Source organism: Spongiactinospora sp. TRM90649, from assembly GCF_029382225.1.
Taxonomy (GTDB): domain Bacteria; phylum Actinomycetota; class Actinomycetes; order Streptosporangiales; family Streptosporangiaceae; genus Spongiactinospora.
Map to the genome: position 1 here is coordinate 187,090 of NZ_JARLTC010000008.1, position 21,629 is coordinate 208,718.

At 72.2% G+C, this 21,629-nt stretch carries 20 protein-coding genes; 7 read left to right on the forward strand and 13 right to left on the reverse strand.

Annotation, left to right across the window (positions count from 1 at the left end; all coding sequences use genetic code 11):
* The first annotated feature begins 63 nt into the window (after positions 1-63).
* Positions 64-1,137 (forward strand): PLP-dependent cysteine synthase family protein, encoded by a 1,074-nt coding sequence (locus P3X83_RS11920; RefSeq protein ID WP_277305040.1) that lies wholly within the window; start codon positions 64-66, stop codon positions 1,135-1,137.
* On the opposite strand, the gene P3X83_RS11925 is transcribed toward P3X83_RS11920, so the two are convergent.
* Positions 1,127-2,149 carry an iron-siderophore ABC transporter substrate-binding protein gene (locus tag P3X83_RS11925; RefSeq protein WP_277305041.1) on the reverse strand — a complete coding sequence of 341 codons (1,023 nt, stop codon included), beginning with the start codon at positions 2,147-2,149 and terminating at the stop codon, positions 1,127-1,129. The two genes, P3X83_RS11920 and P3X83_RS11925, sit on opposite strands and share 11 nt — an antisense overlap.
* Before the next feature lie 105 nt (positions 2,150-2,254).
* Between P3X83_RS11925 and P3X83_RS11930 the strand changes: the two genes are divergently transcribed.
* Genes P3X83_RS11930 through P3X83_RS11940 form a run of 3 tightly spaced genes read left to right on the forward strand, consistent with a single transcriptional unit; the run spans position 2,255 to position 5,171 of the window.
* Positions 2,255-3,307: an iron ABC transporter permease gene (locus P3X83_RS11930; RefSeq protein WP_277305042.1), complete on the forward strand. Its 1,053-nt coding sequence runs from the start codon at positions 2,255-2,257 to the stop codon at positions 3,305-3,307.
* Positions 3,304-4,374, forward strand: a complete 1,071-nt coding sequence (locus P3X83_RS11935) for an iron chelate uptake ABC transporter family permease subunit (protein WP_277305043.1) — start codon at positions 3,304-3,306, stop codon at positions 4,372-4,374. The genes P3X83_RS11930 and P3X83_RS11935 overlap by 4 nt, the downstream gene beginning before the upstream one ends.
* Positions 4,371-5,171, forward strand: coding sequence for an ABC transporter ATP-binding protein (locus P3X83_RS11940; RefSeq protein ID WP_277305044.1), 801 nt, complete (start codon positions 4,371-4,373; stop codon positions 5,169-5,171). Before P3X83_RS11935 ends, P3X83_RS11940 begins: the two co-directional genes overlap by 4 nt.
* Positions 5,172-5,186: 15 nt before the next feature.
* Here the strand turns inward: P3X83_RS11940 and ftsY are convergent, their stop codons facing one another.
* The 12 genes from ftsY to P3X83_RS12000 all read right to left on the reverse strand — a co-directional run bounded on the left by ftsY (position 5,187) and on the right by P3X83_RS12000 (position 19,148).
* Complete coding sequence (gene ftsY / locus P3X83_RS11945; RefSeq protein ID WP_277305045.1) at positions 5,187-6,359, reverse strand: signal recognition particle-docking protein FtsY; 1,173 nt, start codon at positions 6,357-6,359, stop codon at positions 5,187-5,189.
* A gap of 293 nt (positions 6,360-6,652) precedes the next feature.
* The gene (smc, locus tag P3X83_RS11950; protein ID WP_277305046.1) at positions 6,653-10,327 is read right to left on the reverse strand and encodes a chromosome segregation protein SMC; all 3,675 of its coding nucleotides are present in this window, start codon (positions 10,325-10,327) and stop codon (positions 6,653-6,655) included.
* A gap of 208 nt (positions 10,328-10,535) precedes the next feature.
* The gene (locus tag P3X83_RS11955) at positions 10,536-10,730 is read right to left on the reverse strand and encodes a hypothetical protein (RefSeq protein WP_277305047.1); all 195 of its coding nucleotides are present in this window, start codon (positions 10,728-10,730) and stop codon (positions 10,536-10,538) included.
* A gap of 188 nt (positions 10,731-10,918) precedes the next feature.
* Entirely contained in the window at positions 10,919-11,197 is a 279-nt protein-coding gene (locus tag P3X83_RS11960; protein ID WP_277305048.1) for an acylphosphatase, read from the reverse strand.
* Positions 11,194-12,057, reverse strand: a complete 864-nt coding sequence (mutM, locus tag P3X83_RS11965) for a bifunctional DNA-formamidopyrimidine glycosylase/DNA-(apurinic or apyrimidinic site) lyase (RefSeq protein ID WP_277305049.1) — start codon at positions 12,055-12,057, stop codon at positions 11,194-11,196. The genes P3X83_RS11960 and mutM overlap by 4 nt, the downstream gene beginning before the upstream one ends.
* A gap of 33 nt (positions 12,058-12,090) precedes the next feature.
* On the reverse strand, positions 12,091-12,756 hold the full coding sequence (gene rnc / locus P3X83_RS11970; protein ID WP_277305164.1) for a ribonuclease III: 666 nt from the start codon (positions 12,754-12,756) through the stop codon (positions 12,091-12,093).
* Between the two features lie 306 nt (positions 12,757-13,062).
* Complete coding sequence (gene rpmF / locus P3X83_RS11975; RefSeq protein WP_277305050.1) at positions 13,063-13,242, reverse strand: 50S ribosomal protein L32; 180 nt, start codon at positions 13,240-13,242, stop codon at positions 13,063-13,065.
* Between the two features lies 1 nt (position 13,243).
* Entirely contained in the window at positions 13,244-13,843 is a 600-nt protein-coding gene (locus P3X83_RS11980; protein ID WP_277305052.1) for a YceD family protein, read from the reverse strand.
* A 70-nt stretch (positions 13,844-13,913) separates the two neighbouring features.
* Positions 13,914-14,390: a pantetheine-phosphate adenylyltransferase gene (gene coaD / locus P3X83_RS11985; RefSeq protein ID WP_277305053.1), complete on the reverse strand. Its 477-nt coding sequence runs from the start codon at positions 14,388-14,390 to the stop codon at positions 13,914-13,916.
* 15 nt (positions 14,391-14,405) lie between these two features.
* A complete protein-coding gene (gene rsmD, locus P3X83_RS11990; RefSeq protein WP_277305054.1) occupies positions 14,406-14,978 on the reverse strand; it encodes a 16S rRNA (guanine(966)-N(2))-methyltransferase RsmD in 573 nt (190 codons plus the stop codon).
* Positions 14,979-15,329: 351 nt separating this feature from the next.
* Positions 15,330-17,522: an ATP-dependent DNA helicase RecG gene (recG, locus tag P3X83_RS11995; protein ID WP_277305056.1), complete on the reverse strand. Its 2,193-nt coding sequence runs from the start codon at positions 17,520-17,522 to the stop codon at positions 15,330-15,332.
* Positions 17,523-17,567: 45 nt separating this feature from the next.
* On the reverse strand, positions 17,568-19,148 hold the full coding sequence (locus tag P3X83_RS12000; RefSeq protein WP_277305057.1) for a DAK2 domain-containing protein: 1,581 nt from the start codon (positions 19,146-19,148) through the stop codon (positions 17,568-17,570).
* Positions 19,149-19,347: 199 nt separating this feature from the next.
* On the opposite strand from P3X83_RS12000, the gene rpmB reads away from it, so the two are divergent.
* The 3 genes from rpmB to P3X83_RS12015 all read left to right on the forward strand — a co-directional run bounded on the left by rpmB (position 19,348) and on the right by P3X83_RS12015 (position 21,551).
* Positions 19,348-19,533, forward strand: coding sequence for a 50S ribosomal protein L28 (gene rpmB, locus P3X83_RS12005; protein ID WP_111166017.1), 186 nt, complete (start codon positions 19,348-19,350; stop codon positions 19,531-19,533).
* 156 nt (positions 19,534-19,689) lie between these two features.
* Complete coding sequence (locus P3X83_RS12010) at positions 19,690-20,904, forward strand: histidine kinase (protein WP_277305058.1); 1,215 nt, start codon at positions 19,690-19,692, stop codon at positions 20,902-20,904.
* Positions 20,901-21,551, forward strand: coding sequence for a response regulator transcription factor (locus tag P3X83_RS12015; RefSeq protein WP_277305059.1), 651 nt, complete (start codon positions 20,901-20,903; stop codon positions 21,549-21,551). Before P3X83_RS12010 ends, P3X83_RS12015 begins: the two co-directional genes overlap by 4 nt.
* Positions 21,552-21,629: the final 78 nt, after the last annotated feature.

Sequence of the window (21,629 nt, forward strand, 5' to 3'; positions counted from 1 at the left end):
ACTCGATTCAGTGCAAAGTGTGGCCAGCATCACACCTGTTGCACTACGGCTACCGTGGTCGTCATGGAGCACGTCGATCGTCATGACCCCGAGGCCCGCGAATGGATGGCCGAAGCCATCCGGCGGGTCGAGGCCGACGCACATAGAAGCTGCGATACTCACCTCCACGTCTTTCCGCTGCCCGCGCGCTGGGGGCTAAACCTCTACCTGAAAGACGAGTCGGTCCACCCAACGGGTTCACTCAAACATCGACTTGCCCGCTCCCTGTTCCTGTACGGCCTGGCCAACGGCTGGATCGGTCCGGCGACCACGATCGTGGAGGCGTCCAGCGGCTCGACCGCCGTCAGCGAGGCGTACTTCGCCCGGCTGCTCGGCCTGCCGTTCGTGGCCGTGATGCCGGACTCGACCTCACCGGAGAAGATCGCCCTCATCGAGTTCTACGGCGGCAAGTGTCACCTGGTCGAGGACCCGTCGGCGATCTACGACGAGTCGCACCGACTGGCCGCGGAGACAGGCGGCCACTTCATGGACCAGTTCACCTACGCCGAGCGGGCCACCGACTGGCGCGGGAACAACAACATCGCCGAGTCGATCTTCCAGCAGATGGAGATGGAGCCGCACCCCGAGCCCGCCTGGATCGTGGTCGGCGCCGGCACCGGGGGCACCTCGTCCACCATCGGGCGCTACATCCGCTACCGCCGTCACCCCACCCGCCTGGCCGTGGCGGACCCTGAGGGCTCGGCCTTCTACCCCGCCTGGATCAGCGGGGAACGCTCCACCACGGCGGCCGGGTCGCGCATCGAGGGCATCGGCAGGCCGCGCGTGGAGCCGTCGTTCCTGCCCTCGGTCATCGACCGCATGATCCAGGTGCCCGATGCGCTGTCCATCGCGGCCATGCGATGGGTCCGCGAGGTGACCGGCCTGGACGTGGGCGGCTCCACCGGCACCAACGTGGCCGCCGCCGTGGGCATCCTGGACGAGATGCGGCAGGCGGGTGAGCGGGGCAGCGTGGTCACGCTGATCTGCGACGGGGGCGAACGCTACCGCGCCTCCTACGACAGCGACGACTGGCTGTCCGCGCGCGGCATCGACATCCGCCCCCACCTCACCCGCCTGCGCGCCTTCCTCAGCCGCTAGGGGAGCCGCTGGTGGCCGGGTCCACCTCGAAGAGCTTGGCCACGTCGTCCAGGATCGTCCCCGCGCCCAGGATGCCCACCGCGCTCATCCAGGTCAGGTCGTTGACCTCGTGCTTCTCGCCCTTGAGCTTGCCCCACAGCGGGTTCGACTCGAACTTCTGCTTGATCTCGTCCACGGCGGGGTCGGGATAGACCGTCACGAAGATGTGGTCGGCGTCGAGCTGGGCGATGTTCTCCTGGCTGAGGTTGACCGCGATCTGGTCGCTGGTGGGCTGGTCGGCGGGACGCGGGAAGCCGACGTCCTTGAGCACCACGCCCGAGTAGGACTTCTCCACATAGAGACGCACGGTCGGCTCGCCCGCGAACCGGGCGACGGAGACGGTCGGCAGCTCGCCGCCGGTCTTGGCCTTGATCGACTCACCGATCGCGGCGGCCCGGGTCTCGTAGTCCTTGATCTTGGTCTCGGCCAGGTCCTCCTTGCCGAGGACCTGGCCCATCAGCCGCAGGTTGTCCTTCCAGATCGCCCCGGTGGTCTCGCTGAACACGGTGGGGGCGATCTTCGACAGCTTCTCGTAGAGCGCCTCGTGGCGCACCTTGGCCGAGACGATCAGGTCCGGCTTCAGCGCGATGACCTGCTCCAGGCTCGGGGCCTCCAGGGTGCCCACCGCCTTGGCGGCGCTGCCGTGGCGCTGCAGGGAGGCGCCGAGGTAGTCGGGCAGCTTCTCGTCGATGGCCCGGTAGGTCGTGTAGCCCACGACCTCGGTCTCCAAGCTCAGCACCGCGTCCACGAAGCTCTGGTCGAGCGCCACCACCCGCTTGGGCTGGGCGGGGATCTGGGTCTCGCCCATGGCGTGCTTCACGGTGCGGGGGTAGGCGGCGGCCGTTCCGGAGGATGCCGTCGGACCGAGGGTGGTGGTGGACGCCGTCTCGGTGGTGCTCGATCCGCATGCCGCAAGGCCGGCGCTCAGCACGACTCCAGTCAGGCACGCGACCAGGGCGCGTGTCACTCTCATCGGCTTTTTCCTCTCGGGGTAAGTGCAAAGGTAAGGCTAACCTCATTTAGATTAGCTTTTCCTTAGCTGGCATACTCCTTGGGGTCCGGATGAGAGGAGCAAGGGGTGAGCAGCACCGCGCCGCCGCGTCAGGCGAGCCCGGCGCGCCCCCTCCGCGCCATCCGGCGGCGCCGGGCGATCGTGCTGCTCGCGCTGTTCGCGGCGCTGGCCGTCGCGGTCGTGCTCAGCATCACCATCGGGGCCAAGACCGTGCCGCTCGCCGACTCGCTGCGGGCGCTGACCGCTCCGAGCGGCAGCGAGAACGATATCGTCATCCGCACCCTGCGCGTCCCGCGCACCGCGCTCGGCGTCCTCGCCGGAATCGCGCTCGGCGTCGCCGGGGCGCTCATGCAGGGGCACACGCGAAACCCGCTGGCCGATCCCGGGCTGCTCGGCGTCACCCACGGCGCGGCCTTCGCCATGGTCCTGGCCATCGTCGGGCTCGGCGTCGGCAACCTGTACGCCTTCATCTGGTTCGGCCTCGCCGGAGCCCTGGCGGCCAGCGTCGGCGTCTTCGCCCTCGGCATGGTGGGCGGGCGCGGCGGCCCCACGCCGGTCACGCTGGCCTTGGCCGGAGCCGCCGTCAGCGCCTTCCTGTACGCCCTCACCTCCTCGATCGTGCTGCTCGACGAGCGGGCCATGGACACCTTCCGGTTCTGGCAGGCCGGCTCGATCGCCGCGCGCGGCGACGCCGTCGTCTGGCAGGTCCTGCCGTTCATCGCCGCCGGGCTGATCCTCGCGCTGGCCAACGCGCCCGGCCTGAACGCGCTCGCCCTCGGCGAGGACGTCGCCCGCGCGCTCGGCCGGAACATCGCGCTCACCCGCGCCGTCGGCGTCGCCGCGGTCACCCTGCTCACCGGGGCCTCCGTGGCGGCCTGCGGGGCCGTGGCCTTCGTGGGCCTGGTCGTCCCGCACCTCGCCAGGCCGCTGTCCGGCCCCGACCACCGCTGGCTGCTGCCCTACTCCGGGCTGATCGGCGCGGCCCTGCTGCTGTTCGCCGACGTGATCGGGCGCATGGTGGCCAGGCCGGGCGAACTGGAGGTCGGCGTGGTGCTGGCGCTCATCGGGGCCCCGTTCTTCATCGCGCTGGTCAGGCGCAGGAAGCCGGTGCGGCTGTGAAACCGGCGAGCCTCCTCGCCCCAAGGGCCGTCCGCGTGGGCGGCGCGTCCTTCCCGCTGCGCCCCCGCGCCGTGGCCGTCACCCTGGCCGGGCTCGCCGTGCTCGCGCTGCTGATGGCGCTGAACATGCGGATCGGCGACCTGCCGCTGAGCCTGGCCGAGGTGATCGGCGGGATCACCGGCGACGGCACCACGAACTTCGTGATCATGGAGCTGCGGCTCCCCCGCGCGCTCACCGGGGCGCTGGTCGGGGCCGCGCTCGGCATGTCCGGCGCGATCACCCAGGCCATCGCCCGCAACCCGCTGGCCAGCCCCGACATCCTCGGCGTGACCGGCGGCGCCAGCGTCACGGTGGTGGCCGTGATGGTCGCCACCGGCAGCATGTACGGCGGGGCCAGCGGCGTGCTCGCCGGCGTCGGCGTCCCCGTCGTCGCCCTGGCCGGGGGCCTGGTCGGCGGGCTCGCCGTCTACCTGCTGGCCTGGCGCGGCGGCCTGGACGGCTACCGCCTGGTCCTGGTCGGCATCGGCGTGTCGGCGGTGTTCACCAACCTCAAGTTCTGGCTGCTGACCATCGGCGACGTCAACGACAGCACCCGGGCGATGACCTGGATCAGCGGCTCGCTGCACGGGCGCGGCTGGGAGCACGTGGCGCCGGTCGGGCTGGCGCTGGCCGTACTGGTGCCCGCCGCGCTGCTCGGCACCAGGTCGCTTGGCGCGCTGCGCTTCGACGACGAGACGATCGTCGGCCTGGGCGTGCGCAGCGACCTGGCCAGGACCTTGATGATCCTGGCCGCGGTGCTGCTGGCCGGGGTCGCCACCGCCTCCGCCGGGCCGATCGCGTTCGTCGCGCTCGCCTCGCCGCAGATCGCGCTGCGGCTCGCCGGGATGGCCCAGCCGCCGCTGCTGGTCTCCGCGGTCGTCGGCGGCGTGCTCGCCACCGGGGCCGATCTGATCGCCCGGACCCTCTTCTCCCCCGTCGAACTGCCCGCGGGCGTGGTGACCGCCGTACTGGGCGCGCCCTATCTGATCTACCTGCTGATCCGCGCACGCCGGGAGGCACGCACATGAGACTTCAGGCCGCGGGGGTCACGCTCGCCTACGGCGACCGCGTCGTGGTGGACGGGCTCGACCTGGGCATCGAGCCCGGCACGGTCACCACGATCATCGGCCCCAACGGCTGCGGCAAGTCGACCCTGCTGCGCGCGCTGGGCCGGCTGCTCAAGCCGACCGGCGGCGAGGTGCTGCTCGACGGCAAGCGCATCGACCGCGTCCCCACCCGCGAGGTCGCCAAGATCCTCGGCATGCTGCCGCAGTCACCCAGCGCCCCCGAGGGCCTGACCGTCGCCGACCTGGTCGCCAGGGGACGCCACCCGCACCAGACCTGGTATCGCCAGTGGTCGTCGGACGACGAGTCGGCGGTGAGCGAGGCCCTGGCCATGACGGGCCTGCTCGACCTGGCCGAACGCCCGCTGGACGAGCTGTCCGGCGGGCAGCGCCAGCGGGCCTGGATCTCCATGGCCCTGGCCCAGGGCACCGACCTGCTGCTCCTCGACGAGCCGACCACGTTCCTCGACCTGGCGCACCAGGTCGAGGTGCTGGAGCTGGTGCGGCGGCTGCACAGCGACACCGCCCGCACCATCGTCATGGTGCTGCACGACCTGAACCTGGCCGCCCGCTACGCCGACCGGCTCGTCGCCATGCGCGCCGGCCGGATCGTGGCCTCGGGCGACCCGCACGAGGTGCTCACCGAAGAGCTGCTGCTGCACGTCTTCGACCTGGCGGCCAAGGTCATCCCGGACCCGGTCGCGGGCACGCCGCTGGTGGTGCCGATCGGCGTCAGGCACGCCGCGCCGTCGGTCACCTGAGCGGGGGGCGACCGGCTAGTCGCCCAGCAGCGCGTCCACGAAGACCTCGGGGTCGAACGGGGCCAGGTCGTCGGCGCCCTCGCCGAGACCGACCAGCTTGACCGGCACGCCCAGCTCGCGCTGCACGGAGATGACGATGCCGCCCTTGGCGGTGCCGTCGAGCTTGGTCAGCGCGATTCCGCTGACCGCGACGACCTCGGCGAAGACCTGCGCCTGGCGCATGCCGTTCTGGCCGGTGGTGGCGTCGAGGACCAGCAGGACCTCATCGACCGTGGCCTTCTTCTCGATGACCCGCTTGACCTTGCCCAGCTCGTCCATCAGGCCGGTCTTGGTGTGCAGGCGGCCTGCCGTGTCGACGATCACCACGTCGGCCTTCTCCTCGATGCCCCTGGCCGTGGCGTCGAAGGCCACCGACGCGGGGTCGCCGCCCTCGGGGCCGCGCACGACGTCGGCGCCTACCCGCTCGCCCCAGGTCTGCAACTGGTCGGCGGCGGCGGCGCGGAAGGTGTCGGCCGCGCCCAGCACGACCTTCTTGCCGTCGCCGACCAGCACGCGGGCCAGCTTGCCCGTCGTGGTGGTCTTGCCGGTGCCGTTGACGCCGACCACGAGCACCACGGCCGGGCGCTCGCCGTGCGGCGTGGTGTGCAGGGTGCGGTCGAGGCCGGTGCCCACCTGGTCGAGGAGCTGCTCCCGCAGCAGGGCCTTGACCTCGGCCGGGGTGCGCGTGCCGAGCACCTTGACCTTGGTGCGCAGCTCCTCCACCATCGCCCTGGCCGGGCCGACGCCGACGTCGGCGGTGATGAGGGTGTCCTCCATCTCCTCCCAGGTCTCGTCGTCGAGCCGGTCGCGGGAGAGCAGCTCCAGCAGGCCCTTGCCCAGCGCGGTCTGCGACCTGGCCAGCCGGGCCCGCAGGCGGACCATCCGGCCGGCCGACGGCGGCGGGACCTCCACCTCGGGCTTGACCGGCGGTGGCGCCTCCACCACGGGGGCGGGTGGCGGGACCGTGGTGGTCGCCCCCTCCTCAACCGCGGCGGGGGGCTTTCGCTCCTCTTCCCTCTTCTCCTCGGGGGGAGCGGGCGGCGCCGGAGGAGCGCCCTTGCCACCGGGCTTGAACAGGAAGAAGAGACCGCCGGCCGCCAGCAGGGCGACGACGACAACGATCACTATGATGCCGAGGTAACCTTCCACGCCAGCTAGTTTTACAGATCCCTGTTCGTGGCGCTCACTCCGCTCGCGGGAGCCGCTGGCCGTACTCGGTCCCGGAAGAAACGTATCGGACCGGGCGATTCACACGATTCCCCTCCGACAGCCGAGTAACAGGAGGTGGGCGTGGAGCCCGGGCGAGAACGCCGGCTGGTCACCGGGGCCTGCGGGCAGCTCGGCGGACATCTCATCGCCGGACTCGCCGAGAGCGGGGCCACGGTCCTCGGAGTGTGCAAACGGCCCTGTCACGGCGGCGGCCTGGTTTCACGTGGCGGCGGTCAGGCCGGTTCGCGCTCGCGGAGACGCTGGCTGACCACCTGCGTGACGCCGTCGCCGCGCATGGAGACGCCGTAGAGCGCGTCGGCGATCTCCATGGTGCGCTTCTGGTGGGTGATCACGATGAGCTGGGAGCTCTGGCGCAGCTCCTCGAACAGGGTCAGCAGCCGCTGGGTGTTGGTGTCGTCGAGGGCCGCCTCGACCTCGTCCATGACGTAGAACGGCGAGGGACGCGCCTTGAAGATGGAGATCAGGAAGGCCACGGCGGTCAGCGACCGCTCGCCGCCCGACAGCAGCGACAGCCGCTTGACCTTCTTGCCCGGCGGGCGGGCCTCGACCTCGACGCCCGTGGTGAGCATGTCGGTGGGGTCGGTGAGCATGAGCCTGCCGTCGCCGCCGGGGAAGACCCTGGAGAAGATCGTCTCGAACTCGCGGGCGACGTCTTCGTAGGCCGCCGCGAAGACCTGCTCGACCCGCTCGTCCACCTCCTTGACCACCAGCATCAGGTCGCGCCTGGTCTTCTTGAGGTCTTCGAGCTGGGAGGTCAGGAAGGCGTGGCGCTCCTCAAGCGCGGCGAACTCCTCGAGCGCCAGCGGGTTGACCTTGCCGAGCTGGGTCATCTGCCGCTCGGCGACCTTGGCGCGCTTCTCCTGCTCCTCGCGGACGTAGGGCACCGGCTCGGGATCGGCGGGCACGGGCACGGCGGGGCCGTACTCGGCGACCAGGGAGTCGGGCTCGACGCCGAACTCCTCAAGCGCCCGCGCCTCCATCTGCTCCAGCCGCAGCCGCTGCTCGGTGCGGGCCACCTCGCTGCCGTGCACCCGGTTGACCAGCTTGTCCAGCTCGCCGCCCAGCTCGCGGACGCGCAGGCGCACCGCCTTCAGCGCGGTGTCGATCTCGCCCCTGGCCCGCTCGGCCTCCTCGCGCTCCTCGGCGGCCTGGGCGATGGACGACTCCAGCCTGCTCAGGACCACTTCGGCGCCCTCGACCACGGACCGGGCGACCGCCGCCTGGCGTCTGCGCCTGGCCCGCTCGGCGGCGGCGTTGGCCCGCTCGGCGCGCTCGCGTCCGGCGGCGCGCATCAGGGCGTCGGCGCGGCCCGCGATGCCGGACACCCGCTCCTCTGCCGTGCGGACGGTCAGGCGGGTCTCCATCTCGGTCTGCCTGGCGACCTCGCAGGTGGCGGCCAGCTCGTCGCGGATCTCGGTGGTCGGCTCGACCTCGTACTCGTCGGCCGTCTCCGCCTGGGCCAGGCGCTCCTCCAGCTCGGCCACGCCCGCGGCCTCGTGGTCGCGGGCCTGCTCGGCCGTGCCGACGCTGCCGGCCAGGCGCGTGCTCTCGGCGCGGGCCGCCTCGGCCGCCGCCGCGAGCTGGGCCAGCCTCCTGGCCGCCGCCGCGGCCCGCTGGTCGGACTCCCGCTGCCGTCCACGGACGGTGTCGAGCGCCGCCTGGGCGGCGCTGAGGCCGCTCTGGGCCCCGCTCACCCCGGCCTGCGCGTCGGTCACTCGGGCCTCGGCCGCCTCGACCGCGCCCTGGGCCTCGTGCTCGGCGGCGACCGCCGCCTCCAGGCCCTCGGCGGTGGTCTCGGCGGTGGCGACCGCGCGTTCGAGGTCGTCCACGGCCTCGTCGAGGACGGCGCGCACCTGCAGCGCCGAACCGCCGACCGAGGATCCGCCGCTGGCCAGGTGGGCGCCGACGAGATCGCCGTCGCGGGTCACCGCGCGCAGTTCGGGGCGGCTCTCCACGACCTTCCCCGCCGCCGCGAGGTCGTCCACCACCACGACGTCGCCGAGCAGCGCGGCCATCGTGCCGCGCAGCGCGTCGGGGACGGTGACCAGGTCGAGCGCCCACTCGCCGGGCACCGGCGGGCGGACCGGCCCGGCGGACGGGGCGGAGACGACCATCGTGGACCGGCCGCCGCCACCTGAGCGCAGGAAGTCGAGTGCGCCGATCGCCTCGGGCAGGGAGGCGAGCGCCACGGCGTCGGCCGCCCCGCCGAGGGCGGCGGCGATGGCGGGCTCCGCGCCCTGGCGAACGGTCATCAGCGCGGCGAGCGGGCCGAGCACGCCGTCGAGCCCGGCCGACAGCAGCGCCCCCGCGCCGTCGGCGCCCTGCGCCAGGCCCAGCTCAAGGGCGTCGCGGCGGGCCTGGAGCGCGGCGATGGCGCGCTGGGCCTCCTGGTCGGCGGTGCGGGCGGCGGCGACGGCGGACCTGGCCCCGGCGAGGGCGGCCCGTGGGGCCTCCAGCCCGCTTCTGGCTCCGGCCACGGCCTCCTGTGCGGTCTCGACGGCCTCGCGCGCCACCTCGACCCCGGCCATGGCGACCTCAAGCTCGCTCGCCAGCTCCGGGTCGGCGCCCGGCTGGGCCAGTTCCTCGGCGTCGTGCTCGGCTTGGGCCCGCTCGGCTCGCTGCCCGGCCTCGGCCAGCGCGGCGGTCAGCCGGCCGATCTCGTCACTCGCCGCGGCGGCGCGGCTGCGCACCGCGCCGACCTGGCCGCGCAGCCTGGCAAGCGCCTCGCGCCTGTCTGCCGCCGCACGGGCCGCGTCGGCCAGCCTGCGCTCCTCGGCGGCCAGGGCACCCTCCGCGGCCTGACGTTGCGCCACAGCGCCTTCCAGGGCCTCCTGAGCGGTCTCCAGCTCCTCGGCCAGCACGCGCTCGTGCTCGCGGATCTCGGCGGCCTCGCGCTCGTAGTCCTCAGGATCGCGCCCGCGCCGGTCCACGGCGGCGGCGTCGGAGGCGTGGCGGTGGCGTTCGGCGGCCAGCCCGGAGAGGCCTCGCAGCCGGTCTTTCAGCGAGGACAGGCGGAAGTAGGTCTCCTGCGCCGTGCGCAGGCGCGGCTGGGCGGCGCTCTCGGCGGCGTCCAGCTCGGTCTCCTGGAACTGCCCCTGGGCCAGCTCGGTCTCGACCTGCGTACGGCGGGCCTGCACCGCCGCCTCGTCGGCCGCCTCCCGCTCCAGGGTCTCTCGCAGGATCAGCACGTCGTCGGCGAGCAGCCGCAGCCGGGCGTCGCGCAGGTCGGCCTGGATGACCGCGGCCTTCCTGGCGATCTCGGCCTGCCTGCCCAGCGGCTTGAGCTGGCGGCGCAGCTCGGTGGCGAGGTCTTGCACGCGGGTCAGGTTGGCCTGCATCGCGTCGAGCTTGCGGAGCGCCTTCTCCTTGCGCTTGCGGTGCTTGAGCACGCCCGCGGCCTCTTCGATGAACGCCCTGCGCTCCTCGGGCCCGGCGTGCAGCACCGCGTCGAGCTGACCCTGCCCGACGATGACGTGCATCTCACGGCCGATGCCGGAGTCGGACAGGAGCTCCTGGATGTCGAGCAGGCGGCAGGTGTCGCCGTTGATGGCGTACTCGCTCTGGCCGGACCTGAACATCAGGCGGCTGATCGTGACCTCGGTGTAGTCGATCGGCAGCGCGCCGTCGGTGTTGTCGATGGTCAGCGTGACCTCGGCGCGGCCCAGCGGGGCCCGCGAGGAGGTGCCGGCGAAGATGACGTCTTCCATCTTGCCGCCGCGCAGCGACTTGGCGCTGTGCTCGCCCATCACCCAGGCCAGCGCGTCCACGACGTTGGACTTGCCAGAGCCGTTGGGGCCGACCACACAGGTGATGCCCGGCTCGAAGCGCAGGGCGGTGGCGGAGGCGAAGGACTTGAAGCCGCGCAGGGTGAGGGTCTTCAGATACACGGATCCGGGTGTCCCCTCCTCGGCTCGCCGCGGCTAGCGGGCAGACTACCGGTCTCCCGGCGCATGGGTTCCATGGTGCACCGCGCGGCGGGGATCTCGGCGCCGAAACGCCACTACCCGTCGAGAAGCCGAGGACTCATGGGGGTGGAAATGACGAGGGACGCCTCCCCGAGGCGTCCCTAGACGGTTTTGTGATGCCCCGGACCTCTCAGGTGAGGGCCGGTTCGCGATCCTGCAGGCGGGTGAACGCCTCCTCTTGGGACTGCGCCGAGAGGGCGTCGTTCTGTGCCTGGAGCCGGATGAGCTCTGCCTCCAGGTCACGGATGCGCTGCTGGAGACGGCGCACTTCCGAGACCATTCGAGGATCAGGACCACCGACGTGGCCGAGTAGAGCCTTCGCCATGGTAAAGGGTCCTCCACGCTGAGTGACCAGACTGGTTCGCGCACTTCATGCCGCGGGAGGGGTGCGCGTGGTTCTTATCAAGAGTCGCACCGGTGCGAAGAGCGGTCAAGTTGAACGCTCTGCCTCATGCCCCAGTGGGCACTCCCGACGTATAAATGTACCGCATTTGAGGGGTATAGCGGAAGGCGCTATCGCTCCTCAAACCCAACCGAACTACCTCTAGGTTCGCTCCACCGCTCAATCACTCCATCGACCCGGCCCGGCGTGTCGCAACCCCTGAGCACCGCCAGCAGCTTGACGCACGCCTTCCGATCACCCTCCGCTACCACTTCGACCCGGCCGTCCGGCATGTTCCTCGCATGCCCCCTGAGCCCGAGTTCCAGCGCGCGCGAGCGCGTCCACCAGCGGAATCCGACCCCCTGGACGTGGCCTCTGACCCATGCCGTCAGTCGCACCGAGTCACTCATGCGCGCCGCCTGGGCCGGGGTTGACAACGAGGGCAACTGTAGGAAGACCGGTTCATAAAAGGTTCCCGGATCACCGGCGCGCCGCAGCGCCGGCAGGGCTCATCCCTTCTGCCATAGACGGCGAGCGACCTGGCAAAGTAGCCGCTCTCGCCGTCCACGTTGACGTAGAGACTGTCGAACGAGGTGCCCCCCTGATCCAGGGCCTCGATCATCACTTCCCGTGTCGCGTGCAGCAGTTCCGCGATCTTCGGGCGGGTCAGCCGCTCCGTCGGCCGCGCCCAGTGCAGGCCCGCCCGCCACAGCGCCTCGTCCGCGTAGATGTTGCCCACCCCGCTGATCAGCGACTGGTCCAGCAGGGCCCGCTTGACCTCGGTGTGCCTGGCCCGCAGGCGGCGGGTGAAGTCCTCGTCGTCGAAGGACTCCTCCAGCGGATCGGGCGCGATGTGCACGATCGGCGACGGCACCGGCCTGGCCAGATGCGCCATGTCGGTGACCAGCAGGTGACCGAACGTGCGCTGGTCGACGAACCGCAGCTCGGGACCGTCGTCGGCGAAGCCCACGCGGACCCTCAGATGCTTCTCCGGGGGCGAGGCGGGGTCGGTCATCAGAAGCTGCCCGCTCATCCCCAGGTGCGCCATGAGCGCCTCACGGCCGCCGGAGAGCGGCAGCCAGAGGTACTTGCCCCGGCGTTCGGCGCCGTCCACCGACTGGCCCGCCAGGCGCCCGGCGAACTCCTCCGCGCCGGGGACGTGCCGACGGACGGCCCTGGGGTGCAGGACCTCGGCGGAGGAGATCGTACGGCCGGCGACCCACCGCGACAGGCCTCGCCGTACGACCTCGACCTCTGGTAGCTCGGGCATGCTCGCGCCCTTTCTCCGCGCCGCCGGGCGCGGTCAGCCCGCTGCCTGCTCCGGAGGCCGGCGCAGCGTCCGGATGCGGTTCCACGCCGCCTCGGCCGCCTGCTGCTCGGCCTCCTTCTTGCTGCGGCCGGAGCCGAAGCCGTACTCCTCGCCGCCGACCCGCACCACGGCGGTGAAGGACTTGGCGTGGTCGGGGCCGCTCTCCTCGACGTGGTACTCGGGCACCCCGAGCGCCTCCGAGGCGGTCAGCTCCTGCAGCGAGGTCTTCCAGTCGAGACCGGCGCCCAGCGACGCCGAGCGTGCGATCAGCGGGTCGAACAGCCGGTGCACCACGCGGAACGCCTCGTCGAGGCCCTTGTCCACGTAGACCGTGCCGATCAGCGCCTCCAGCGTGTCGGCCAGGATCGAGGACTTGTCCCGCCCGCCGGTGCCCTCCTCGCCCCTGCCCAGCCGCAGGAACCTGCCGAGCTTCAGGTCGCGGGCGACGTCGGCGAGCGCGCGCATGTTCACCACGGCCGCGCGCAGCTTGGCGAGCTGCCCCTCGGGCAGGTCGGGGTGGTTGCGGTACAGCGTGTCGGTCACGACCAGGCCGAGCACCGAGTCGCCGAGGAACTCCAGGCGCTCGTTGGTGGGGAGCCCGCCGTTCTCGTACGCGTAGGAGCGGTGCGTCAGCGCGCGCTCCAGCACTCCCGTGTCCAGGCTGACATCGAGGACCCGCTCAAGTTCGTCTCTGGCGACCTCGACGGCCACCGGCTTGGGTGCTGCGCCCACGTCTTCCTCCTCCGCGGTACCGGTTACACCCGGATGACGGTCGCGTCATCCGGGTCGCGGTGGCGTGAGGGAAGCGGATGCCCGAGAACGTGGTGGGCGCCGGGAGGGATCCGGCAGACCCCGGCGTCCACCACGGCCGCGGGCGAGTCAGCCACCGCTCGCGCCGACGCCGAAGCCGACCGGAGACCTTCTGTCCGGCTCCCGGTCGGCGACACGCGTCAGCACATGGGGCGATCAGGCCGACGGTTCGATGACCTGACGGCGGTTGTAGGTGCCACAGGAAGGGCACGCGATGTGGGGACGCTTGGGCTGCCTGCACTGCGGGCAGTCCACGAGCGCCACCGCGGTGGTCTTCCACTGGGCGCGGCGGGAGCGAGTGTTGCTCCTCGACATCTTCCGCTTGGGGACGGCCACGTCAGCCCTCCTGATCGTCGTTGATTTGCCTGTCTTGCCGGTCTTGCTCGTCGTGCTGGTCTTGCTCGTCGTCTCGCACCAGGTCCCGCAACGCCGCCCAGCGGGCGTCGATCACGTCGTGCCGGTGGTCGGGACCGGCCTCGGCCAGCCTGACCCCGCACTCCACGCACAACCCCGGGCAGTCTTCCTGACAGACCGGGCTGAGCGGCAGGGCGAGGACCACCGCGTCGCGGAACGTCGGCTCAAGGTCGAGCAGAACGCCGTCGAGGAGCGAATCGTCCTCGGCGGCGTCTTCGGCGGAGTAGAAGAACAGCTCCTGGAACCCGACCTCGATCCGCGAGGTCAGGGGCTCCAGGCACCGTGCGCACTCCCCGCTGAGGGGGACCGACGCGGTGCCCGTGACGAGCACGCCCTCCATAACCGCTTCGAGCCGGATGTCCAGCTCGACATCGGCGTCTTTGGGGACGCCGATCATGTCGATGGCCAGATCCGCCGGAGCCGGCAGAGTTCGGGTGAACTTCCGCATGGAACCCGGCCTCCGGCCCAGGTCATGGGTAGAGATCACCCATGGGGCGCGGGGGTCGAGGCTGCGGGTAGTCATCCTGCTCTCATGTGGCATGGCGAATCACCGCCGTCGTGCAAGGCCGATGAGAAAGAATACCAGCCGCAGGTCAGCCTCTGAGACGGTCCACCAAGAGCCGGTGCACGAGGTCCGGGACCAGCCCGGATACATCTCCGCCATAGCGGGCGATCTCCTTGATCCTTGAGGAGGACAGGAAGGAGAATTCCGGGTTGGTGGACATGAACAGCGTCTCCACACCCGACATGCGGTAGTTGAGCTGCGCCATCTGCAGCTCGTAGTCGAAGTCGCTGATGGCTCGCAGACCCTTGACGATGGCCTGGATCTCATGTTGCTTGCAGTAGTCGACGAGCAGCCCATGGAACTTGTCCACCCGGACGTTCCCGTACTCCTTGGTCACGGACTGGAGCATGTCGATGCGCTCCTCGACCGTGAACAGGCTCTTCTTCTCTATGTTGATCAGGACGGCGACCACGACCTCGTCGTACAATCGTGACGCGCGGCCGACGATGTCGAGGTGACCGTTGGTCACTGGGTCGAACGACCCCGGACATACGACACGGCGCAAGGCGCACCCCCACGGTTACGGGTTCCCGGCTGCGCGACCGTACCAAACCGTCGCTTCACCGTATCGACGGGCCCTCTCCTTGTCGATGTCAGCGGGCCACTCAAGGTCCTGCCCGCGTGTCTCCCGCTCTACCGCGATCAGCGCCCCCGGGGCCAGCCAGCCGTTCTCGCCGAGCCGCGCCAGGACCAGGGTCACCTCCTGCCCGCCCACGGCGTACGGCGGGTCGGCGAACACGAAGTCGTACGGCTCGCCCGCGCACTCGCGGCCCACCACCCGCTCCACTCTGTCCACCGCCAGCTCCGCCCCCGGCAGCCCGAGCGCCGCGATGTTCGCCTTGATCGCCCTGGCGGCCTTGGCGTCGGACTCCACCAGCAGCGCGTGCGACGCGCCCCGGGAGAGCGCCTCCAGCCCGACCGCGCCGGATCCGGCGTACAGGTCGAGCACCCGCGCGCCGGTGAGCGGGCCGAGCATCGAGCCGACCGAGGAGAAGATGCCCTCCCGCGCCCGGTCGCTCGTCGGCCGTGTCCCCCTGCCCGCGGGGACGGCCAGCCGCCTGCCACCGGCGCTTCCCGCGATCACCCGCATCATGGTCCCCAATCTAGCGAGGCCCGCCGGCGGCCCCGGGCGCAAAGCCCGCCGAGAGCGGACCGCGCGAGGTCGTAAAACCGGGCCCCCCAGCGCAATGAAGTACGCAAGGAGCGTCGAGGAATCTCCAAGGGTCGTTCACATCCGCCCTGGTCACCCGCATGATGAGTGCTGCGGCCTTCAGGTGACCCAGGGGGAGGCCGACCGGCGTGATCGTGAGCCCTTCCGCACGCCGGTACCCTCGGCACCTGACCCGAGGGTGGGCCCAGCCGGGGACGGCATTCGGGGGGAGGCCGTCCCCGCGGCTGGGCCCTGGGTCACTCTCACGCAGTAGCGTCTCGCCCGATCGGGCGGTCAGGTCTTCTCCAGGAACTCCGCGCGCTCGTCCGCGGTCAGCTTGTCGATCTCGGACCTGAGCACCGGATGGCCCGACAGGTCGGGATCGTCGCTCAGCAGCGCCACCGCGCCGTCACGCGCCGTGGCGATGACGTCTTCGTCGCGCAGGAGCTGGAGCATCCGCAGCGACGACTTGCGGCCCGACTGGGCCACGCCCAGCACATCGCCCTCCCGGCGCTGCTCCAGGTCGACGCGGGACAGCTCGAAACCGTCGAGGGTCGCCGCCACGGCGTCGAGACGGCCCCGCGCGGGAGTGCCCGACGGCGAGTCGGAGACCAGCAGGCACAGGCCGGGCAGCCCGCCCCGGCCCACCCGGCCGCGGAGCTGGTGCAACTGGGACACCCCGAAGCGGTCGGCGTCCATGATCACCATGACCGAGGCGTTGGGGACGTTGACGCCGACCTCGATCACCGTCGTGGCCACCAGCACGTCGATCTCGCCGTCGGTGAAGGACCGCATCACCGCGTCCTTCAGCTCGGGGTCGAGACGGCCGTGCAGGACCTCCACGCGCAGGCCCGACAGCGGGCCGCCGGCCAGCATCGGGGCCACCTCGGTCACCGCCAGCGGCGGGCGGCGCTCGTCGGCCGCGCCGGAGGCGTCGGCGGGCGCGAGGTCGCCCTCGTCGCCCTCCTGCTCGCCGATCCTGGGGCACACGATGTAGACCTGCCTGCCCAGGCCGACCTCCTCGCGGATCCGCTCCCAGGTGCGGTCGAGGTAGTGCGGCTTCTCCGCCGCCGGGACCACGTGGCTGCTGATCGGCGCGCGACCGGAGGGAAGCTGGCTGAGGGTGGAGACCTCAAGGTCGCCGAAGACGGTCATGGCCACCGTGCGCGGGATCGGCGTGGCCGTCATGACCAGCACGTGCGGGCGGGTGTCTCCGGCCTTCTCCCGCAGCGCGTCGCGCTGCTCGACGCCGAAGCGGTGCTGCTCGTCGACCACCACCAGGCCGAGGTCGGCGAACTGGACGCGCTCCTGGAGCACCGCGTGGGTGCCGATCACGATGCCCGCCGCGCCGGAGGCGGCGTCGAGCAGCGCCGTGCGCCGCGCCTGCGCCCCCATCGACCCGGTGAGCAGCGCGACGGACGTGCCGCCGAGCAGGCCGCCCGCCGAGAGGTCGCCGAGCATGTCCACGATCGACCTGTGGTGCTGCTGGGCCAGGACCTCCGTGGGCGCGAGCAGGACGGCCTGGCCGCCCGCGTCGACCACCTGGAGCATCGCCCGCAGCGCCACCACGGTCTTGCCCGCGCCGACCTCGCCCTGCAGCAGCCGGTGCATCGGGTGCGGGGTGGCCAGGTCGGCGGCGATCTCCTCGCCGACCTCGGCCTGCCCCTCGGTGAGCGCGAACGGCAGGCGCTCGTCGAACGCCGCGAGCAGCCCGTCGGCCACGAGGGGGCGCGGCTTGGCAGGCCACGAGGCGGCGGCCATGCGCCGGCGCACGAGGACCGCCTGCAGCACGAACGCCTCGTCGAACTTCAGCCGCTTGCGGGCCCGGTTGACGTCGGCGAAGTCGCGCGGGCGGTGGATCGCGACCAGCGCCTCGGCCAGCCCGGCCAGGCCCTCCCTGGCCCGCAGCTCGGCGGGCAGCGGGTCGGGGAGCGGGCCGAGCGTGTCGAGGAGAAGGCCGACGGCCCGCCGGATCACCCACGAGGTGAGGTCTTTGCCCGCCGGGTAGATCGGCACCGGCGCGGTGGCGAACTCCTCGGCGCTCGCCTCCCCCTCGCTCTCGTCGAACATCTCGAAGTCGGGGTGGGCGAGCTGCCAGCGCGGCCTGGCCGGGGTGCCGAACCTGCCGACCTTCCCGGCGAACATGCCGCGCCGTCCCGGTTGCAGCCGCGACTCGACGGCGTGCGACGCCTTGCCGAAGAACGACAGGTAGATGCGGCTCTGCCGGGCGTCGGCGACCTCGACCTCCAGCCAGGTGCCGGACTTGTTGCGCATCGGCTTGCGCATGGTGCGCGTGACCTCGCCCACGATGGTGACGTGCTCGTCGACCTCAAGGGCGTCGATCTCGGTCAGCTCGCCGCGCTCGGCGTATCGGCGGGGGTAGTGGCGCAGCAGGTCGCCGACCGTGGACAGGCCGAGAGAGCTCTCCAAGAGCTTCGCCGTCTTCGGATCGAGGGCCCGCCCCAGCGGCTCGTCGAAACGCGTCACGCCACCCAGTTCTACCGTGCCCGGCCGACAACTTCACCCGACGCGCTATTCGACGCCGACCAGCAGGGGGTATCCGCCCTGACCTCCTTCGATGACCACGACCTCCACATCGGGGCGAATCTCCCCGAGATGGTCGCGCACGGCGGTCACCAGCGGTGCGCCGTCCTCGCCCGCGACCAGGGTCACCAGCTCGCTGCCCGAGGACAGCATCCGGCGGGTCACCTCCACGGCGGTCGGCGCGAGCGCGGTCCCGATCACGGCGACGTCGCCGTCCACCACCCCGAGGACGTCGCCGGGACGGCAGACGCCCGCGCTGGTCACGGCCTCCCTGTCGGCCACCCAGACGTGGCCGTGCCTGGTATGCCCGGCGGCGTCGGCCATGGCCACCACGTCGTCGTCGAAGCGCCGCAGCGGGTCGTGGACGGCGAGGGCCGCCAGCCCCTGCACCGACGCCTTCGTGGGCAGCACGCCGACCGTCACGCCCCGCTCCCTGGCCTCGACGGCGGCGGCGGAGGCCACCTCGCGCACGGCGACGTCGTTGGGCAGCACCACCACCTCGGACCCGGCCCTCGCGATGGCCTCCCGCAGCGCCGGGAGCGACACGCCGCCGCCCGGTTCCCTCCTGACCACGACGGCCCCGGCCTGCTCGAACAGCGCCGCCAGGCCGTCGCCCGCCGCCACCGCGACCACGCCCCGCCCCGCCGTGCCCTCCCGCGCGTGCCGCTGGGGGCCTCCGTCCGCGCCCAGCCACGTCACCTTGATCCGGTAGGGCCGGCCCGCCGCCATGCCCGCCTCGATCGCCGCTCCGGCGTCGTCCACGTGGACGTGCACGTTCCACAGTCCCTCGCCGCCCACGATCACCAGCGAGTCGCCCAGCGCGTCCAGCCGGTCCTTCAGCGCGGGCACGGCGGCGTGGTCGGCGGGGTCCACGTCGAGCAGGTACATCACCTCGTAGCCGCGACCCTCGGCGTCCTCGGCCGGTACGGCCGGCAGAGAGCGCCTGGGTATGTCCACCCGCTCGGTGTAGACGTCGGTCACCACCGCCGCCAGGCTGTCCAGGATCACCGCGAGTCCCGCGCCACCCGCGTCCACGACGCCGTTGCGCGCCAGGACGCCGAGCTGGTCCGGGGTGCGGCGGACGGCGCTCGCGGCCCTTTCCGCCACCGACCTGGCGACCTCCGCCAGGTTTCCCCCGCCGCCCGGCGACGCGGCGGCGGCGAGCACGGTCAGCACCGTGCCCTCCACCGGATGGGCCACGGCGTCTCGGGCCAGCTCGGCGGCCCTGGCCAGGGCCCGGCGCAGGTCCGCTCCGTCTCCCTCGGCGGCCCGCAGGATCTCGGCCAGCCCGCGCAGCGCCTGGCTGACGATCACGCCGGAGTTGCCGCGCGCGCCCACCAGCGCGCCCCTGGAAAGGGCCGCCCAGACGCTCTCGGCGCTCGCGTCTCCCGGCAGGACCTCGACCGCCTCGGCGGCCGACAGCATGGTCAAATGCAGGTTGGTGCCGGTGTCGCCGTCGGGCACCGGGAAGACGTTGAGCGAGTCGATCTCGGACCTGGCGCGTCCCAGCGCGTCGGCGGAGAGCCGGACCCACCTGCGCACCGCCGGAGGGTCGAGAACCTTGAGCATGTTGGCGTGTCCTCCGTCGCCGATACGCTACGGTTGCCGGGAGAGTATCCCTGTTGCGTGGTTCCCCGAAGCCGTTCGCGTTGGCGGGCACCCGTGAACATCGGATACCCTTGTCAGGCTGGCCGGTCGTCCCGGCACGCCCGCGGCTCGCCCCACAGGCGGCGGCACGGGCCTATCGACTGATCTAAGGAGCGATACCGTGGCTTCCGTCTGCGACGTATGCGGCAAGGGGCCGAGGTTCGGCAACAACATCTCGCACTCGCACCGCCGTACCCGCCGCCGCTGGAACCCGAACATTCAGACCGTGCGCGCCAAGATCGGGAGCACCCCGAAGCGCCTCAACGTCTGCACCTCGTGCATCAAGGCCGGCAAGGTCACCCGCTAGCCCGCACGAGCTCCACAGCACCGCCCGGCGTCCGCTTCGCGAGCGCCGGGTTCGTCATGTCCGGGGCCGTTCCCGCCCGTCTACCGCGCATGCGGTAGACGCCTACCGCGCGCGGAGGATTCCCGGGGATGATCCGCCCGGATTAGGGTGCTGGAGATGAACAGGTACGCCCTGGTCGTGGTGATCGGCGCACTCGTCATCAGCACGTCCGTGCTCGCGTACGGCAACCAGCCGGACGCCCGCCCGCTCGATCCGATCGGCTGGGCGCTGCTCGCGGCGACGGCGCTGGGGCTGCTCTGGCGGCGCGAGCGCGCCGAGATCGGCATGGTGGTCTGCTGCGCGGCCGCCGCCGCCTATTTCGCGCTGGGCTACGCCTACGCGTTCTGGCCCGCCCCCGCGCTCATCATGATCTTCACCGTCATCTCGGCGGGCCGCAGGCGCTGGGGCTGGCCGGGCGCCGCGTTCCTGGTCGGGGTCCCGGCCCTGGCCGTGCTGGCGGCGCACCCGGGCGACGACTTCGGCGGCAGCGTGGAGAACGTGGTCGCGCTGCTCATCTGGGGGCTGATGGTCGTCGTGGTCGTGCAGCTCGCCGAGGTGTCCAGCGCGCGCCGGGCCTACACCGCCGAGGTCGAACGGCGAGCGGGCGAGGCAGAGCGCACCCGTGAGGAGGCCGCGCTTCGGCGGGCCCAGGAGGAGCGGCTGAAGGTGGCCAGGGAACTGCACGACGTCACCTCGCACACGGTGTCCCTGATCGCGCTGCACGCCGCCGTCGCGGCCGAGGCCCTGGAACGCGCGGGCGGGCCCGAGGAGGCGCGGGCGGCGCTGACGGTCATCCGCACGGCCAGCCGCGAGGCCCTGACGGAGATGAAGGACATCCTGAGCATCCTGCGCACCGACGGCGGCGGGCCGGAGGGCGAGGAGGCGGCCCGCCGTCCCGTGCCCGGCACCGGCAGGCTGCCCGACCTGGTCGCCGGGGCCGGGCTGCCGGTGGAGCTCTCCGTGACGGGCGCCGCCCGGCCGCTGCCCGCCGCGATCGACCTGACGGTCTACCGGGTGATCCAGGAGGCGCTGACCAACACGATCCGGCACGCGGGCGCGAACCGGGCGTGGGTGGCCCTGCGCTTCGAGACGGACGGCCTGGTGGTCCAGATCGACGACGACGGCAGGGGCGAACGGCGCGGGCTCCTCCCCCGCCTGGTCGGCGGCGACGGACGGCCCGGCGGCGGCACCGGCGGGCACGGGCTCGCCGGCATGGCCGAACGGGTGGCCGCCGTGGGCGGCAGACTCAGCACCGGCGACGGCACGCGCGGCGGCTTCGGGGTGGCCGCCTGGCTGCCGCTGGCCCCCGCCTCCCCGGAGCCGACGCCATGATCACCGTCCTGCTGGCCGACGACCAGCCGCTGGTGCGGGCGGGCCTGCGGGCGCTGCTCGACACCGAGGACGACCTGACCGTGGTCGGCGAGGCCGCCGACGGGCGCGAGGCGCTGCGCCTGGCCGGTGAGTTGCGGCCAGACGTGGTGCTGATGGACATCCGCATGCCGGAGCTGGACGGCCTGGAGGCCACCCGGCGGCTGGCGGGCACGGCCACGCGGGTGGTCGTGGTCACCACGTTCGACCTCGACGAGTACGTCTACGAGGCGCTGCGGGCCGGGGCGAGCGGCTTCCTGGTCAAGGACGCGGAACCGGCGGAGCTGCGCCATGCCGTACGCGTGGCGGCCAGGGGCGACGCGCTGCTGTCCCCTGGCGTCACCCGGCGGCTCATCGAGGAGTTCGCGGCCAGGCCGTCCGCGCCGCCGGGCACCGACCGGCTGAGGCCGCTGACCGGCCGCGAGCGGGAGGTGCTGGCCATGGTCTCCGAGGGGCTGAGCAACGCGCAGATCGGCGAGCGCCTGCACATGAGCCCGGCCACGGTGAAGACGCACGTCAACCGGATGATGGCCAAGCTCGCCGTGCACGACAGGGCGCAGCTCGTGGTGATCGGATACGAGAGCGGCCTGGTGCGGCCGGGCTGGCTCTGAACGCCCTGCCGTACCGCGCTCGCGGTAGCGGGTGGACCGCGCCGGGTGGACGCCCCGGACGGGTCCCGGTTCCTAGCG

Bases quoted from the DNA above. Each gene is read 5' to 3' on its own strand.
- P3X83_RS11925 (WP_277305041.1), bottom strand. From the start codon at position 2,149: ATGAGAGTGACACGCGCCCTGGTCGCGTGCCTGACTGGAGTCGTGCTG.
- P3X83_RS12015 (WP_277305059.1), top strand. From the start codon at position 20,901: ATGATCACCGTCCTGCTGGCCGACGACCAGCCGCTGGTGCGGGCGGGC.
- P3X83_RS11920 (WP_277305040.1), top strand. From the start codon at position 64: ATGGAGCACGTCGATCGTCATGACCCCGAGGCCCGCGAATGGATGGCC.
- P3X83_RS11955 (WP_277305047.1), bottom strand. From the start codon at position 10,730: ATGGCGAAGGCTCTACTCGGCCACGTCGGTGGTCCTGATCCTCGAATG.
- P3X83_RS12000 (WP_277305057.1), bottom strand. From the start codon at position 19,148: ATGCTCAAGGTTCTCGACCCTCCGGCGGTGCGCAGGTGGGTCCGGCTC.
- P3X83_RS11940 (WP_277305044.1), top strand. From the start codon at position 4,371: ATGAGACTTCAGGCCGCGGGGGTCACGCTCGCCTACGGCGACCGCGTC.
- P3X83_RS12010 (WP_277305058.1), top strand. From the start codon at position 19,690: ATGAACAGGTACGCCCTGGTCGTGGTGATCGGCGCACTCGTCATCAGC.
- mutM (WP_277305049.1), bottom strand. From the start codon at position 12,057: ATGCCCGAGCTACCAGAGGTCGAGGTCGTACGGCGAGGCCTGTCGCGG.
- P3X83_RS11960 (WP_277305048.1), bottom strand. From the start codon at position 11,197: ATGAGTGACTCGGTGCGACTGACGGCATGGGTCAGAGGCCACGTCCAG.
- rsmD (WP_277305054.1), bottom strand. From the start codon at position 14,978: ATGATGCGGGTGATCGCGGGAAGCGCCGGTGGCAGGCGGCTGGCCGTC.
- P3X83_RS11980 (WP_277305052.1), bottom strand. From the start codon at position 13,843: ATGACTACCCGCAGCCTCGACCCCCGCGCCCCATGGGTGATCTCTACC.